We start from the raw sequence: 15234 nt of genomic DNA, 5'->3' as shown, positions 1-15234 counted from the left end.
GCACACCGGGTCAGTGCCGAGGCCGGCCGATCGAGCGGGTGAGGCTGAGCAGCACCGTGAGTGCGAGCAGCGCGACCGCGGCGCTGAAGATCTCCCCGGCCGGCCGCAGGCTCGTGGCACGGATCAGGACGCCGACGCCGATCGCGGGGACGGCGAGCATGGAGTAGAGGATCGCGAAGAACGTCGACACCGACGCGCCGCGGTGCTGCGGGTCGCTGCGGGTGGTGATGACGCCGATGCCGTGGCCGAGGGCGATGCCGGTGGCCAGGCCGTTCACCGCGGCGCCGATGAGCAGCGGGACCAGGGAGGTGACCGCCATGGCGAGCGCGATCAGTGCCGCGGCGAGGATCAGCCCCAGGCAGGCCACGGAGAGGGCGGTGCCCGGCCTGATCCGCCGGACCAGCAGCTGGCCCAGTGCGGTGCAGGCGAAGGCGGTGAAGACGACGAGGCCGGTGAGGGAGTGGCTGCTCTCGTGGAGGACGGTGCCGAGGAACAGGCCGGTGACGGCGGTGAGGACGCCGAGCACCGCGAAGCCCGCCCCGGCGGCCATCGCGGAGCGAAGGAAGTCCGGGCGGATCTCCGCCGGGATGTGCAGCGGCTGGAACCGGAAGGTGAATCCGGAGCGGTGCGCGGCGGTTTCCCGGGACGAGGCCACGCCGATCAGCCCGATCGCCGCCAGGACGAGCATCACGATCCAGGGCGTGCGCAGCGGCGAGGGCGCGGCGTCGGCCAGGATCCCGGCGAGCAGGGTGCCGCAGGCGAGGCCGCCCATGTTGGCGAACAGCGCGACCGTCGCGGGCCGGACCCCGCGGTCCTGCGGGAGGAGTTCCGTGAGCGAGGCGGTGGCCGCGCCGGTGACGAGCGCGGCGGAGAAGCCGGAGATCACGCGGGCGGCGAGCAGGACGGCCACGTCGTCGGCGGCCAGGAACACCAGGGCGGCGCAGACGGAGAGCAGGGTCGCCGCGACCAGTACGGGGCGCCGCCCGATCTGGTCCGACAGGCGCCCGAAGGCGAGGAGTCCGGCGACGACCCCGATGGCGTAGACGGCGAAGATCACGGTGACGGTGATCGGGGAGAAGCCGAAGTCCTTGCCGTACACCGGGTAGAGCGGGGTGGGCGCCGTGGTCCCCGCCATGGTGATCCAGAAGGCGAAGGCCACGACGGCGGCGGCCGGTCGGCCGCGGGGCTCGTGTGACGGCGGCGCGTCCGGCGGGGAGCCGGCGCGGTCGGCCGGGTCGGCCGGGTCGGCCGGGTTGGCTGGGTTGGCTGGGTCGGTTCGGTCGGTTCGGTTCGGCACGGATGACCTCCGGGATAAGACTGGACGGTGCGTTGCGTCTGAGCGTGACATTAGACTAGACGTTGCGTCTATTCAATGTCGCGCACGCCGCCGTCGATCGGCTGGGGCGATTGCGCGGTTCGGGAGCCGGTATGGGGCGGGTGTTGTGGTGGCGGGGTGGGCCGATGAGGCTGGGGCCCGCAGATGAGGTCGCCGGGCTGTCGGGCCGGCGCGTACGTGGAGGTGCGGCGTGGGGCGGTACACCGTTGTCGTCAACGGCGAGGAGCAGTACTCGATCTGGGCCGAAGGGCGCGACGTGCCCCTGGGCTGGCGGGACACGGGTGTGGCCGGGACCAAGGAGGAGTGCCTCGCGCACATCGACGAGGTGTGGACGGACCAGCGCCCGCTGAGCGTGCGTTAGTCAGTTCCGGGTCACGCGTCCGGGGGGAGCCAGCCGCGCTGGACCGCTCGCACGCCGGCTTCGAAGCGGCTCCGGGCGCCCAGGCGTTCCATCAGGACCGTGGCGATGCGGCGGGCCGTGCGGTGGGAGACACCGAGGCGCTTGGCGATCCCCTCGTCGGTGTGGCCCTCGGCGAGCAGGCGCAGGCTGGCCGCTTCCTGGTGGTCCAGTTCGGACTCGTCGCGGCGCGGGGCCCGGCCCAGCGGGCGGGCGTTCTCCCACACCGTCTCGAAGAGGGTGCACAGGGCGGTGAGCGTGCCCTGGCCGGTGAGGGCGACCGCGCCCTCGCCACTGTCCTCGCTGTTCACGGGAAGGACGGCGGTCGTCCGGTCCACGATGGTCATCCGCAGCGGCAGCACGGCGATCGTGCGGACCTGGCCGCCCAGCTGCGTCAGCCACTTGGCGTGCGCCTCGCTGGCCGGGTTGTTGCGCACGCTGTCGAGGTAGATCGTCCGCATGGTGACGCCCCGGCCGAGCAGCCGCTCGTTGAGCGGGCGGGAGGCCGCCATGTTCGCCTCCGTCTGCGCCCCGCCGGGGGCGAAGACCATCACCTCGTTCCGGACATTCTCGGTGAGCACCGCGAGGCGGGTCCGGACCTCGTCGACGTCGGCGAGGTGTTCCACGCTGACCGGTCCACCGACCGGGCGCAGGTCCTCGTACTCGGAGATCAGCTGCTGGGCCGCGGCCCGGGCGCCCGCGATGCGCTGGTTCTCCAGGGACAGCTCGGCCTGGCGGCGGGCCAGCAGGTACTCCAGGCCGACCTCCGGGCTGACCGCGCGGGGCGCCGCCGACGCGTCGCCCGCTCTGTCGGCGGGGTACTGCACGAGGGAGAGGCCGGACAGCCGGTCCCATGCCGTGCGCACGGCCTCTTCGGAGGTTCCGAGCAGCCCGGCCAGGGCCTCGGCGTCGTCCCGCGGGTGGTTCAGCATCGCTCGGTAAACGGCTTCGGTCGGTCCGTCCAGTCCCAGTACGTCGAGCATCGGCCCCCCATCCGTCAGCAGAGACCAGTATCTCCGGTGGGGCCCGTTCGGGCCCTGCTGGCCAGATTGGGTCAGGGCCCAATCTGGCCACCGGAAAACCCTTTCCCGAGTCTGTGACGCGTGGTGATGCTGGAGCTGCAAGAAACACGCATGACACAGGGGGATGTTCTTCATGCTTAGCACTCGTATGGGCAAGGCCGTAGCGATCGTCGTCTTCGGTGCCGCCGTACTGGTGGCGCCCGCCACCGCGCAGGCCGCCACCACCGAGGTACCGCAAGGTGCCGCCGCCGAGCCCACCACTCAGGCCGGCGCCCAGAAGACGGACATGGGCTGGCAGTGACCGGCGCCACCAGCACGGGGACGGCGCGCCGCCGGGACAGCGTATGGATCTGAAACAGCTCACCACCTTTCACCGGGTCGCGACCCTGCTCAGCTTCACCCGCGCCGCAGCCGACCTGAAGTACGCGCAGTCCAGCGTCACCGCCCAGGTCAAAGGCCTGGAGGTGGCGCTGGGCGTGGAGCTCTTCGAGCGCCTGCGGGGGCGGATCCGGCTGACTCCGGCCGGAGAACGGCTCGTTCCGTACGCCGAGCGGATCCTGTCCCTGGTCGACGAGGCCCGGGACCGGACCACCGGCCTGGGCGAACCTTCGGGGGTGCTCACCATCGGCACGATGGAGAGCTTCACGTCCTACCGGATGCCCCCGGTCCTGGAGTACTTCCACCACCGCTACCCGCAGCTCCAGCTCGCCCTGCGGCCCAGCCTGTGCCGGGACACCTGCGAGGCGCTCCGGCAGGGCACCTTCGACCTGGGCTTCCTCATGGAGGCCGAGACCGACCATCCCGGGGTCAGGACCGAGATCCTCGGCTCCGAGCCGCTGGTCGCGGTCGCCGCCCCGGACCATGTCCTGGCGGGCGTCCGCAACGTCTCCACCGGTGATCTGCGCGCGGTGCCGATCCTGGCGCCGGAGGCGGGCTGCTCGTACGGGGCGATGTTCGAGGCGGAGCTCAACGGCGGGGCCGAGCAGCCCGTACCGCTGCTGCAGTTCGGCAACATCGAGTCGATCAAGCGCGGGGTCTCGGCCGGTCTCGGTGTCAGTGTGCTGCCCGCGATGGCGGTGGCCGCCGAGATCGAGGCGCAGTCGCTGACGGTGCTGGACTGGAAGGCTCCGTTCGAGGTCTACACACAGATCGCGTGGCGGTACGGGCGCCACCTCACCCGTGAGATGCGGGTGTTCATCGACTGGATGGTCCGCTTCGCCGAGCAGGACCGGCAGCTGGTGGCCTGCTGAAGGCCGCCGTCCCGCGGTTCCGTCAGCACCCGTGGCCCCGCCGGCCCCGCCTTCGGGCGGGCCGGCGGCGGCGTGTTCACAGGGCGCCCCGGGCCAGCAGTTCCTCCACTATCCGTACGGCGTCCAGCGCGCCGCCCACCCGGAGGTTGTCGGTGGCCAGCCACAGCCAGAAGCCCTCGGGGGCGGTGGCCGAGACCCGGATGCGCCCCACGTGGAGCTGGTCCGGGTCGCCCAGCGCCGCCGGGGTCGGGCCGCCGAGGTCGTGGACCACGACCTCGGGCAACGCCCTCAGCAGTGCGACCAGTTCGGCGCGGTCCACCGCCGCACGGCACTGCACCCACACCGCCGCGCCGTGCCCGCTGACCATCGGGACCCGGACGCAGGTCGCCGTGACCTCGATGCCGGGCAGCCCCAGGACCTTCCGGACCTCGTCGGCCACCTCCCGCTCCTGGAGGGTCGAGCCGTCCTCCAGGACGTCGCCGATGCCGGGCAGCACGTTGAAGGCCAGTGCGGGCGAGAACTGCGCCGAGGGCACGGTGGCCTGCGGGTCCTGCAGGACCGTGCGCGAGCCGTCCTGGAGCTCCTCGATGCCGCCGTGCCCGGCGCCCGAGGCGCCCTGGTACGTACTGACGACGATCCGGCGGATCCCCCAGCGGCGCTCCACGTCCCGCAGCACACGGACCACGGGCACCGTGGCGGCGCCGGGCACCGCGATCACCCCGCCCGCCGGACGGCGGCCCAGCTCGGCCGCGTTGAGCTGCGGGACGACCAGGGGGGTGCCCGGGGTCATCCGGAAGGCGGGGGTGCTGTCGATGGCCAGGGCTCCGTGGGCGACGGCGACCGGGACCCACTCCCTGCTGATCTGCTCGCCGGCGCAGAACAGGGCCGCGTCCACCGTGCCGAACGCGAACCGGGAGAGCTCGGTGACGCGTTGGTCGCGGCCGTCGACGCGGATCGTACGGCCGGCCGAGCGGGCGGACGCCACCAGGTGCAGACGCCGGTACGGCAGAGCGCGGTCCTCGATGAGTTCGAGCAGGGTGCCGCCCACTGCGCCGGTCGCTCCGACGACGGCGATGCGGGGAGCGGCGGGGTCGTCGACCTGGGGCATGGGCTTCTCGGATCCGCGGTGGGCAGGGAACCCGGACGGCCGGCGGCCGTGCGGGCCGTCGGTTCCGGGACATGACCCTGTTCGAGTACGCGCCGGAAGCTCGGCATGGGGCGGTGTGCGCGATCGGCGCCGCTCCGATGATCCGCGCATCCGGGGCGCCTGGAAAAGGGCGGGCCGACGGGTATCTCCGATGGCTCCCATCAGTGGGAACGATCGGTGGCGGCGGCCCGGGTGCTCCGGTGGGAGCAAGGCCCCCGACGGGCACCGGGCATTACCGCAAGCGCCATCGGAATGTCCGAACGGGGCCATCGGATTCCCCCGGACGACGGGCGTTGACCTGCAAGTTGGCGTGCCGAAGGCTGTGGCCGGTCCTGATCGGCCGGGGAGATCGACCACCGGGGAACCCGGAGTGCCACGAGGACGGGCAGCCGGGCTTTCGGACCAAGACACGCGAAACGGGGAGTTCATGCAGCAGGCCGTGAAGGTCGTAGGAATCGGAGGGTCCTCCCGGCCTGGCTCCACCGCGGAGCTCGGGCTGCGGGTGGTGCTCGCGGAGGCCGCCCGGCTGGGCGCGCAGGTCAGTCTCGTCAGCGGCGCCGACCTCGTCATGCCGCTCTACGACCCGCGCGTGGCGGCCTGCCCGCCCCAGGCGCGCCGGCTCCTCGACGAGGTGGCCTCGGCGGACGGCGTGGTGCTGGCGAGCCCCGCGTACCACGGCACGGTGTCCGGGCTGCTGAAGAACGCCCTGGACTACACCGAGGAGCTGCGCGGCGATGCCCGGCCCTACCTCTCGGAGCGGGCCGTCGGCTGCCTGTCCGTCGGGATGGGCTGGCAGGGCGCGGTGACCACGCTCGCCGCGCTCCGGGACATCGTGCACGCCCTGCGCGGCTGGACCACCCCGCTGGGGGTGGCGCTCAACAGCGCGACGGCCGGGTTCGGTGCGGACGGCCAGTGCTCCGACCCGCACATCCAGCAGCAGCTGACGGCGATGGCCGGCCAGGTCGTCGAGTTCGCGGAGGCGCGCCGGGCCCACCGGGCGCTGCGCGCGGACACGGTGCGCGCGGACGCGGTGCACGCCTGATGGGCGGCGCCGGCGAAGGCCACTGTCCCGACGGCGGCACGGCCACGACGACACCGGTGCGGGTCCTGGGGACCGGCCCCGCCCCCACCACCTGGATCCGCTGCTTCCACCCGAAGCCGGCGGCCCGGTACACCCTGGTCTGCTTCCCGCACGCGGGCGGGTCGGCCAGTTACTACTTCGACCTGTCGGCGGCGCTCGACCCGGACATCGAGATGCTGGTCGTGCAGTACCCGGGGCGCGAGAACCGGCTCTTCGAGGAGCCCGCGGGCTCGGTGGCGGCGCTGGCGGACGGCGTGTACGAGGCCCTGCGCACCCGGCTGCCACGGCGTCCGGCCTTCTTCGGGCACAGCATGGGCGGTCTCATCGGCTTCGAGGTGGCCCGGCGGCTGGAGTCGGCCGGGGGCACCGCTCCCCACCTCCTCGTCGCTTCCGCCAGTTCGGCGCCCTCGGTGCGTACGGACCGGCTGACCTCGGGGGAGGCCGGATCCGAGCCCGGGTCCGCAGCCGAGCCCGAGCCCGACGACGCCGTGCTCGCCCGCATCATGGGCCTCGGCGGCACCAGCGACGGAGTGCGCCAGGACCCGGAGCTGCTGCAGCTCGTGCTTCCCGCCATCCGCGGCGACCTGCGCGCCCTGGCGGAGTACCGGGTCGACGCGGGCGCCGTGGTCGGCTGCCCGGTCACCGTGTTCGTCGCCGACGGGGACCCCGACGTCCCGCTCGCCGAGGCCGGCGCCTGGGGCGCCCACACGACGGCCGACGCCGACGTGCACGTCTTCGAGGGCGACCACTTCTACTTCAGCGGCAACCCGCCGAAATTCCTCGAACTGCTCCAGGACGCCGTGCGTCACTCTCACTCCGGGACACAACTCATATGACAGTCATGGGATTCGTGGAGGAGGAGCTCGCCCTGATGTGGGCCGAGATCCTCGACGCCACCGACGTGACGCTCGGCTCGCACTGGCAGGCACTGGGCGGGCGGCCGGAAGCGGTACGCACCCTCGCCGACCGGATCGACGAGGAGCTCGGCGCCCGCGTCGAGCCCGCGGGGCTGCTCGACGCGGGCACCCTGGAGGGCATGGCCCGCCTGGTGCGCGGCGCCATGGCGGCCAGGAAGGCGGGGACGGGACCGGGGGCGGGAGCCGCGGCGGAGGGACCGTCGGGCCCGCGGGCCGGGGTGCGGCCGGAGCGGCCCGCACTGTCCTTCGCCCAGCAGCGGCTCTGGTTCATGCAGCAGATCGACCCCGACACCACGCTCTACAACGTGCCGACCGTGCTGAAGCTGCGCGGCGCCCTCGACCACGGCAGGCTCGGCCGGGCGCTGACCGCGCTCGTCGCCCGGCACGAGGTGCTGCGCACGACCTACCAGGCGTCGTCCGGGGTGCCCCACCAGGCCGTCGCCGCACCCGGGGAGTTCCCGCTCCCGGCCACCGACCTGACCGGCGCGGCGGAACCCGCGGCCGAGGCGGCGCGCATCGCCGCCGAGGCGGGCGCGTACGTCTTCGACCTCGCCGCCGACCTGCCGCTGCGGGCCCACCTGCTGCGGCTCGGCGCCGAGGACCACCACCTGGTGGTGACGTTCCATCACATCGCCATCGACGGCTGGTCCGTCGAGATCTTCTTCCGGGAGCTGGGGGAGCTGTACGGCGACCCGGGCACGGGCGCGGGCACGGGCGTGGGTACGGTCGCGGGCATCGGCGGCGAGCCCGCGCTGCAGTACGCCGACTACGCCGTCTGGCAGCGCGAGCGGCTCCAGGGCGACACCCTGGACGCCCTGACCGCCCACTGGCGGGCGGTGCTCGGCGACGACCCGCAGGCCCTCGCCGTGCCCACCGACCACCCCCGGCCCCGCCACCGGTCCTTCCGCGGCGCGGTCGTCACCCGCGACCTCGGACCCGAACTCGTCTCCCGCCTGAGGGAGTTCGGCCGCACCGAGCGCGGAACGCTCAACATGACGCTGCTCGCCGGGTTCCAGGCGCTGCTCGCGGGCTGGTCCGGGACCGAGGACGTCATCGTGGGCATCCCGGTCGCCGGCCGCACCCGGCCCGAGCTCCAGGAGCTCCTCGGCTGCCTCATCAACATGGTTCCGGTCCGCGTCGGACTCGGCGGGGACCCGGCCTTCCGGGGGCTGCTCGCCCGTACCCGTACCGCGCTGCTCGACGCTTCCGCGCAGCAGGAACTGCCCTTCGACAAACTGGTCGAGGCCCTCGTGTCCCGGCGCAGCCGGGACTTCCTGCCGGTGTTCCGGGTGATGTTCAGCTTCCTCAAGGAGCAGTCGGACCCGGTCTTCGCCGGGCTGGAGCACTGCTCCCTCGACCTCACGGGCCCGCAGGACACCGCGAAGTACGACCTCAGCCTGTACGCGCAGGAGAGCGGTGCGGGTGTCGCGCTGACCCTCGAATACGACACCGACCTGTTCGGGCCCGAGACCCCGGCCGCGCTGCTGGCCGCCTACGAGCAGACGCTGCACGACGCAATCACCTTCCCGGACGGGCCCGTGCTGGATCTCCTAGCGGTCCGCTTCCGGGTGTCCGGCACCGAGAGGAACACGCACCGTGACCGCTGACCCACTGGCCGCCCCGGGAACGGGCACCATCGACGCCTGGTTCGCGCGGCAGGCGTCGGTGCGGGGCGACGCGATCGCCGTGACCGGCATCGACGGCCGGCTGACCTACCGCGAGCTCGACCGCTCCGCCAACCGCCTCGCCCACCACCTGCGCTCCCTCGGCGTCGGCCCCGAAGTGCCGGTCGCCGTCTGCATGGAGCGCACCACCGCCCTGGTGACGGCGCTGCTCGCGGTGCTCAAGGCGGGCGGCGCGTACGTGCCGCTCGACCCGGCGAGCCCGGACGAGCGGATCGCCTTCACCCTCGCCGACGCCGGCGCCACCGTCCTGGTCACCGACCGGGACGGGCGGGGGCTGCCCGCCGCGCACACCGTCCTGACCGGCCCCGGCGGCACCGACCTCGGCGGCCACCCGGACACCGCGCCGGAGGACGCGGGCACCGGCCCGGCGAGCCTCGCGTACGTCATCTACACCAGCGGTTCGACCGGCACCCCCAAGGGCGTCATGATCGAGCACCGCAACGTGACGGGCCTGCTCACCGGCACCCGGGGCCACTTCGGCTTCGGCCCCGACGACGTCTGGTCCATGTTCGCCTCCGCCGCCTTCGACGTGTCGGTGTGGGAGATGTGGGGCGCGCTGCTGCACGGCGGGCGGCTCGTCGTCGTACCGGAGGAGACCCGGCGCTCGCCGCAGGAGTTCCACGCGCTGCTGCACCGCGAGCGGGTGACCGTCCTCAACCAGACCCCGGCCGCCTTCCGGCAGCTGGTGCGCTACGAGGAGGAGCAGCCGCCCGGCGCCGGACCGGCCGCCCTCGACGCGCTGCGCCTGGTCGTCTTCGCGGGCGAGGCGCTGCCGCCCGAGATGCTGCGGCCGTGGATCGCCCGGCACGGTGAGGACCGGCCCGAGCTCGTCAACATGTACGGGATCACCGAGACCACCGTGCATTCCACCTACCGCCGGATGACCTCGGCCGACCTCGACGCCGGGGCCGGCTCCATGATCGGCGGCGCGTTCGAGGGCTGGACGATGGAGGTCGCCGCCGCGGACGGCACCCGGGCGGCCGACGGCGAGGCCGGCGAGCTGTTCGTCGGCGGCGCCGGGGTGGCCCGCGGCTACCTGGGCCGGCCCTCCCTGACCGCCGGGCGCTTCCTGCCCGACCCGGACGCGGCCGAGCCCGGCGCCCGCCGCTACCGCTCGGGCGACAGCGCCCGGCGGGGCGCGGACGGCGACCACGAGTACCTCGGCCGGCTCGACCACCAGGTCAAGGTGCGCGGTTACCGCATCGAGCTCGGCGAGATCGAGAACGCCCTGACCCGCCACCCGGACGTCCGGGACTGCGTGGTGATCGTCGACGAGGACTCGGTGGGCGAGCCGCGCCTGGTCGCCTACTGGGTGTCCGCAGGGGCCGAACCGGGTGACGGTACGGCCGCACTGCGCGAGCACCTGGGCCGCACCCTGCCCGCGTACATGCTGCCGAACGTCTTCGTCCCGCTGGAGCGTCTGCCGCTGACCCTCAACGGCAAGGTCGACCGGCGGGCCCTGCCCGCGCCCGAGGCCGTACGCCCCGACCTGGGCGGCGACTTCGAGGCCGCCGGCACCCCGGTGGAGAAGGCCCTCGCGGAGATCTGGGCCGATGTGCTCTCGGTCGACCGGGTCGGCCTCGACGACGACTTCTTCGACCTCGGCGGGCACTCGATGCTCGCGACCCAGGTCGTGGCCCGTTCGAAGGAGCAGTTCGGCGTCGCCGTGACGCTGCGGATCTTCTTCGACCTGCCCACGGTCCGAGAACTCGCGGCGGCCCTGGAAGAGCTGCTCGCCGCACAGTCCACCACCAACCCGCACGGGGAGAACGCATGACGTACGAAGCGGATCTGCCGCTGCCCGAGCAGTCCGTGGCCATCATCGGGATGAGCGGCCGCTTCCCCGGTGCCGGCGATGTCGACGCCCTGTGGCACATGCTGGCGGCGGGCGAAGTGGGCCGCACCGACTACTCCGACGAGCAGCTCGCCGGGGCGGGCGTGCCCGAGGCGCTGCTCGCCGACCCGGCCTACGTGAAGTCGGGCTTCCCCGTCGAGGGGTTCGACCGGTTCGACGCCGAGTTCTTCGGCGTGACCCGCTCCGAGGCCGAACTGATGGACCCGCAGCACCGGTTGCTGCTGGAGACCGCCTGGCAGGCCCTGGAGCGGGCCGGCTACCCGGCGGGCTCTTTCGAGGGCCGCACCGGCGTCTTCGCCGGGACCTCGGGCAGCGGCTACCTGCGCGAGCGGATCGCCGACAGCGGCGGCGACGGCCGGATCTCCGACGAGATCCAGGTCGCGATCGGCAACGACCCCGGCATGCTGGCGCTGCGCGTCTCCTACAAGCTCGGTCTGACCGGGCCCAGCTTCACCGTGCAGAGCGCCTGCTCCTCCTCGCTGGTCGGCGTGCACCTGGCCGTGCAGTCGCTGCTCGGCCGCGAGTGCGACCTGGCCCTCGCGGGCGGCGTCGCGGTGCGCGAGTTCGAGCCGCGCGGCTACCGCTACGAGGAGGGCGCGATCCTCTCGACGGACGGCCACTGCCGCCCCTTCGACGCGGACGCCTCCGGCACGGTCTCCGGCGACGGCGTCGCCCTGGTCGTCCTCAAGCGCCTGGAGGACGCGGTCGCCGACGGCGACCACATCCATGCCGTGATCCGGGGCTCGGCCGTCAACAACGACGGCGCCGCCAAGATCGGCTTCACCGCGCCGTCCCCGCACGGCCAGGCCGAGGTCATCGCCGAGGCGCTGGCCGTCGCGGGCGTCGAACCCGCCACCGTCCAGTACGTCGAGGCGCACGGCACCGCCACCCCGCTCGGCGACCCCATCGAGGTGCAGGCGCTCACCGAGGCCTTCGGCCCCGACGCGGCCGCCGGCTCCGTCCACCTGGGCTCGGTGAAGTCCAACATCGGCCACCTCGACGCGGCCGCCGGCGTGGCCGGCCTGATCAAGGCCGCGCTCGCCCTGGAGCACCGCTTCATCCCGCCGACCGCGCACTTCCGCGCCCCCAACCCGCGGCTCGCCCTCGACAAGGGCCCGTTCGTGGTCACCGGCGAGAGCACCCCCTGGCCGAAGACGGCGACCCCGCCGCGCGCCGGGGTGAGCGCCTTCGGCATCGGCGGCACCAACGCGCACGTGGTCCTGGAGGCGGCCCCGGCCGTCGTCGCGGACCCCGCCGTCGCCGCGGACCCCGGCGCGGACCCCGGCGCGGACGGCGACTGGCAGGTGCTGCCCCTGTCGGCCCGCACCCCCGAAGCCCTCGACGCCGCCGCGGAGCGTCTCGCGGACGCGCTCACCGGGAGCGGCGCTGCCCTCGCGGACGCCGCCCACACGCTGCAGTCGGGCCGCGCCGAACTCCCGTACCGCCGTGCCGTGGTGGCCGACAGCCTGGAGGGCGCCGCCGCCGCGCTGCGCCAGGACCGGCCCGCCGCGTCCGCCGTGGCCGCCGGGCAGGGCGGGGGAACCCCCGAGGTGGTGTTCCTCTTCCCCGGCCAGGGTGCCCAGTACCCGGGCATGGGCGCGGACCTGTACCGCACCGAGCCCGTCTTCCGCGCAGCCCTCGACCGGTGCGCCGAGCTCCTGCTGCCCCAGCTCGGCTGGGACGTCCGGGACGTGGCGTTCGCCGCCGACGGCGAGGAGACCCGCGAGCGGCTGCGGCAGACCCTCTACACCCAGCCCACCGTCTTCTCCGTCGACTACGCCACCGCGCAGCTGCTGCTCTCCTGGGGCGTCGAGCCGTCCGCCATGACCGGCCACAGCCTGGGCGAGTACGTATCGGCCTGCCTGGCCGGGGTGTTCAGCCTGGAGGACATCCTGCGCGTGGTCGCCCGCCGCGCCCAGCTGATGCAGGACCTCGCGCCCGGCCGGATGCTGTCCGTACTCCTCGACGAGGAGGCGCTCACCCGGGCGCTGGAGGGCCGCGCGACGATCGCCGCGGTCAACGCGCCCGGCTCCTGCGTGGTCGCCGGCACGCCCGAGGAGGTCGCCGCGGCCCGCCGGGTCCTGGAGGCCCAGGGCGCCTCCGTCCGCGAGCTGGAGACCTCGCACGCCTTCCACACCGCGCTGGTCGAGTCCGCCCTGCCCGGCCTGGAGGAGGTGCTGCGCTCGGTCACGCTGAACGCGCCGAAGATCCCCTTCCTGTCCAACGTCACCGGTACCTGGATCACCGACGAGCAGGCCACCGACCCGGCGTACTGGGTCGCCCACACCCGCCGGCCCGTCCGGTTCTCCGACGGCATCGCCGCCCTCGCCCAGTGCGGCCCCGCCGTGTTCGTCGAGGCCGGCCCCGGCAGCCAGCTCGGCGGGCTCGTCAAGACCCACCCGGAGCCGGGCCCCGTCGTCACCCTCCTGCGCAAGCCGCGCGCCGGCGCCGAGGCGCCCGCCGAGCACCGCGCGGTCCGCGAGGGCCTCGCGGAGCTGTGGCGCCACGGCGTCGGCGTCGACTGGAGCGCCCTGCACGAGAGCGGCGCGCGCCGCCGGGTGCCGCTGCCCGCCTACCCCTTCCAGGGCCGCAGCTTCCTGCTGCCGAAGCCGGCCAAGGCCACGAGCGTCCGCACCGACAGCGCGCGCTGGACGTACGCGCCGGTCTGGCACCGCGCGCCGCTGGCCGCCGCCGCCGAGCCGGCCGGACCGGCCACCTGGCTGGTGCTGGCCGACGAGCGCGGCCTGGCCGACGACCTGGCCGCCGCCCTGCGCGAGCGCGGCGACAGCGTCACCACCGTGCGCAAGGCGGCGGCGTACGCCCGCACCTCCGAGCGCGGCTTCGACGCCGACCCGGCGGACGCCGGACACCTGGGCCGGGTCCTGGCGGAGCTGCGCCAGGACGGGGCGGCCCCGGACCGGATCCTGCACGCCTGGGCCGTCACCGGGCCGGACGGCTCGGCTCCGGCCACGGCCGCGGAGCGCTACGCCGACGGCGTGGCCACCGGCTTCCACAGCCTGGTCGCGCTGGCCCAGGCCCTCGGCGAGAGCGGCGCCGACACCCCGGTGCGCGTCGACGTCCTCACCGACCGGCTGCAGGACGCGCACGGCTCGGACGTGACCCGCCCCGAGCGGGCCGCCCTGTACGGGGCGGTCACCGTCCTGCCGCAGGAGTACACCCGGCTGACGTGCCGGAGCATCGACGTACTGCCCCCGGCGGACACCGCCGCGCGGACGCGTCTGGTCCGGCAGCTCACCGCCGAACTGGCCGGTCCCGGCACCGAGACCCTCGTCGCCTACCGGGGCACCCAGCGGCTGGGCCGCGCCTTCGCGCCGGTGGAGCCGCCGGCCGTACCCGTCGAGCGGGCGTGGCGGGCCGACGCCGGCTACCTGGTCACCGGCGTGTCCGGCGAGGCCGGGCTGAGCTTCGCCGAGCAGCTCGCCCGGGCGGGCGCCCGCCTGGTGCTCGTCGGGGACCCGCAGTTCCCGGCCGAGAGCGAGTGGGCCGCGCTGCCCGCGGGGGCCGAGCGGACCCGCGCCGAGCGGATCGCCGCGCTGCGCGCCGCCCGTCCCGGTGCCGTCACCTACCGGGCGGCCGACCTGGCCGACCCGGAGCAGGCCCGGCTGCTCGTCGGGGAGGCCCGCTCCGTGCTGGGCGCCGTCGACGGCGTACTGCACTGCGCGGACGCCCGCGGCACCGGACTCGTCGCGCTCAAGTCGCGGGAGGACTTCGAGGCCGTGCTGGGGGCGCGGGTGCGCTCCACGCTGCTGCTCGAAGAGCTGCTCGCCGACGACGAACTGGACTTCTTCCTCTCGGGTTCGGCCACCACCGGCATCGTCGGCGGATTCGGCCAGGCCGACAACTGCGCGGCCGCCGCCTTCCTGGACGCCTTCGCCGCAGCAGGCTCCGCCCAGGGGCGCAACACCGTCACCCTCGACTGGTCCCAGTGGGAGTGGGACGACTGGTTCGAGCTGCAGATGGCCGGACTGCCCGAGGTGCGCGAGCTGTACGAGCGGCTGCGCCTGAGCCAGGGCATCCCCGTCGCCGACGGCCTCGCGCTGGCCCGCGCCGCGCTCTTCGCCGGCCTGCCCCAGCTGGTGGTGTCCCGGGCCGACTTCCAGGACGTCCTGGCCGACCAGCAGGGCATGACCGCGGCCTCCTTCACGAACGCGCTCGGCAGCGGCCGGGGCGAGGACAGTGACTGGGACCCCGCCACCGTGTGGCCGGACGACGAACTGGCCCAGTCGGTGGCCCGGGTGTGGCAGGAGATGCTCGGCGCCTCCCCGATCGGCCCGGACGACGACTTCTACGACCTGGGCGGGAACTCGCTGTTCGCCATCCAGATCGTGGGACGGCTGCGCCAGGCGCACGGTGACTTCCCGATGAGCGCCGTCTTCGAGGCGCCGACCGTACCGGGGCTCGCGGCGGCGATCCGCGCCCACCAGGCCGAGTCCATCGGTCTGGACGAGTTCGAGGCGATGCTGCGCGAGGTCGAAGCCCTCTCCGCCGCCGAGGCCGAGCACAAGCTGAAGGGTGACAGCTGA

Annotated in this window: 11 protein-coding genes; 8 read left to right on the top strand and 3 right to left on the bottom strand. The window is 74.2% G+C overall.

Annotation, left to right across the window (positions count from 1 at the left end):
* Nucleotides 1-10: 10 nt before the first annotated feature.
* Nucleotides 11-1297 carry an MFS transporter gene (locus tag KO717_RS16640; RefSeq protein WP_301368409.1) on the bottom strand — a complete coding sequence of 429 codons (1287 nt, stop codon included), beginning with the start codon at nt 1295-1297 and terminating at the stop codon, nt 11-13.
* A gap of 229 nt (nt 1298-1526) precedes the next feature.
* On the opposite strand from KO717_RS16640, the gene KO717_RS16635 reads away from it, so the two are divergent.
* A complete protein-coding gene (locus KO717_RS16635) occupies nt 1527-1697 on the top strand; it encodes an MbtH family protein (RefSeq protein ID WP_301368408.1) in 171 nt (56 codons plus the stop codon).
* Nucleotides 1698-1708: 11 nt separating this feature from the next.
* Here the strand turns inward: KO717_RS16635 and KO717_RS16630 are convergent, their stop codons facing one another.
* Nucleotides 1709-2716: a helix-turn-helix domain-containing protein gene (locus KO717_RS16630; protein WP_301368406.1), complete on the bottom strand. Its 1008-nt coding sequence runs from the start codon at nt 2714-2716 to the stop codon at nt 1709-1711.
* 172 nt (nt 2717-2888) lie between these two features.
* Between KO717_RS16630 and KO717_RS16625 the strand changes: the two genes are divergently transcribed.
* Nucleotides 2889-3056, top strand: coding sequence for a hypothetical protein (locus KO717_RS16625; protein ID WP_301368404.1), 168 nt, complete (start codon nt 2889-2891; stop codon nt 3054-3056).
* Nucleotides 3057-3099: 43 nt separating this feature from the next.
* A complete protein-coding gene (locus KO717_RS16620) occupies nt 3100-4005 on the top strand; it encodes a LysR family transcriptional regulator (RefSeq protein WP_301368402.1) in 906 nt (301 codons plus the stop codon).
* A gap of 76 nt (nt 4006-4081) precedes the next feature.
* Here KO717_RS16620 and KO717_RS16615 read toward each other — a convergent pair whose 3' ends face one another.
* On the bottom strand, nt 4082-5113 hold the full coding sequence (locus KO717_RS16615) for an aspartate-semialdehyde dehydrogenase (RefSeq protein WP_301368401.1): 1032 nt from the start codon (nt 5111-5113) through the stop codon (nt 4082-4084).
* A gap of 466 nt (nt 5114-5579) precedes the next feature.
* Between KO717_RS16615 and KO717_RS16610 the strand changes: the two genes are divergently transcribed.
* From KO717_RS16610 to KO717_RS16590, 5 genes are read left to right on the top strand one after another with little or no spacing between them, the layout of a single operon-like run.
* On the top strand, nt 5580-6194 hold the full coding sequence (locus KO717_RS16610; protein ID WP_301368399.1) for an NADPH-dependent FMN reductase: 615 nt from the start codon (nt 5580-5582) through the stop codon (nt 6192-6194).
* On the top strand, nt 6194-7069 hold the full coding sequence (locus KO717_RS16605) for a thioesterase II family protein (protein WP_301368398.1): 876 nt from the start codon (nt 6194-6196) through the stop codon (nt 7067-7069). The genes KO717_RS16610 and KO717_RS16605 overlap by 1 nt, the downstream gene beginning before the upstream one ends.
* Nucleotides 7066-8757 (top strand): condensation domain-containing protein, encoded by a 1692-nt coding sequence (locus KO717_RS16600; protein WP_301368396.1) that lies wholly within the window; start codon nt 7066-7068, stop codon nt 8755-8757. Before KO717_RS16605 ends, KO717_RS16600 begins: the two co-directional genes overlap by 4 nt.
* Nucleotides 8747-10612 carry an amino acid adenylation domain-containing protein gene (locus KO717_RS16595; protein WP_301368394.1) on the top strand — a complete coding sequence of 622 codons (1866 nt, stop codon included), beginning with the start codon at nt 8747-8749 and terminating at the stop codon, nt 10610-10612. Before KO717_RS16600 ends, KO717_RS16595 begins: the two co-directional genes overlap by 11 nt.
* Nucleotides 10609-15234: a type I polyketide synthase gene (locus KO717_RS16590; RefSeq protein WP_301368392.1), complete on the top strand. Its 4626-nt coding sequence runs from the start codon at nt 10609-10611 to the stop codon at nt 15232-15234. The genes KO717_RS16595 and KO717_RS16590 overlap by 4 nt, the downstream gene beginning before the upstream one ends.

Origin of the sequence: Streptomyces xanthophaeus (assembly GCF_030440515.1) — a bacterium.
Lineage (GTDB): Bacteria > Actinomycetota > Actinomycetes > Streptomycetales > Streptomycetaceae > Streptomyces > Streptomyces kutzneri.
This window is presented reverse-complemented; position numbering and strand designations above follow the sequence as displayed.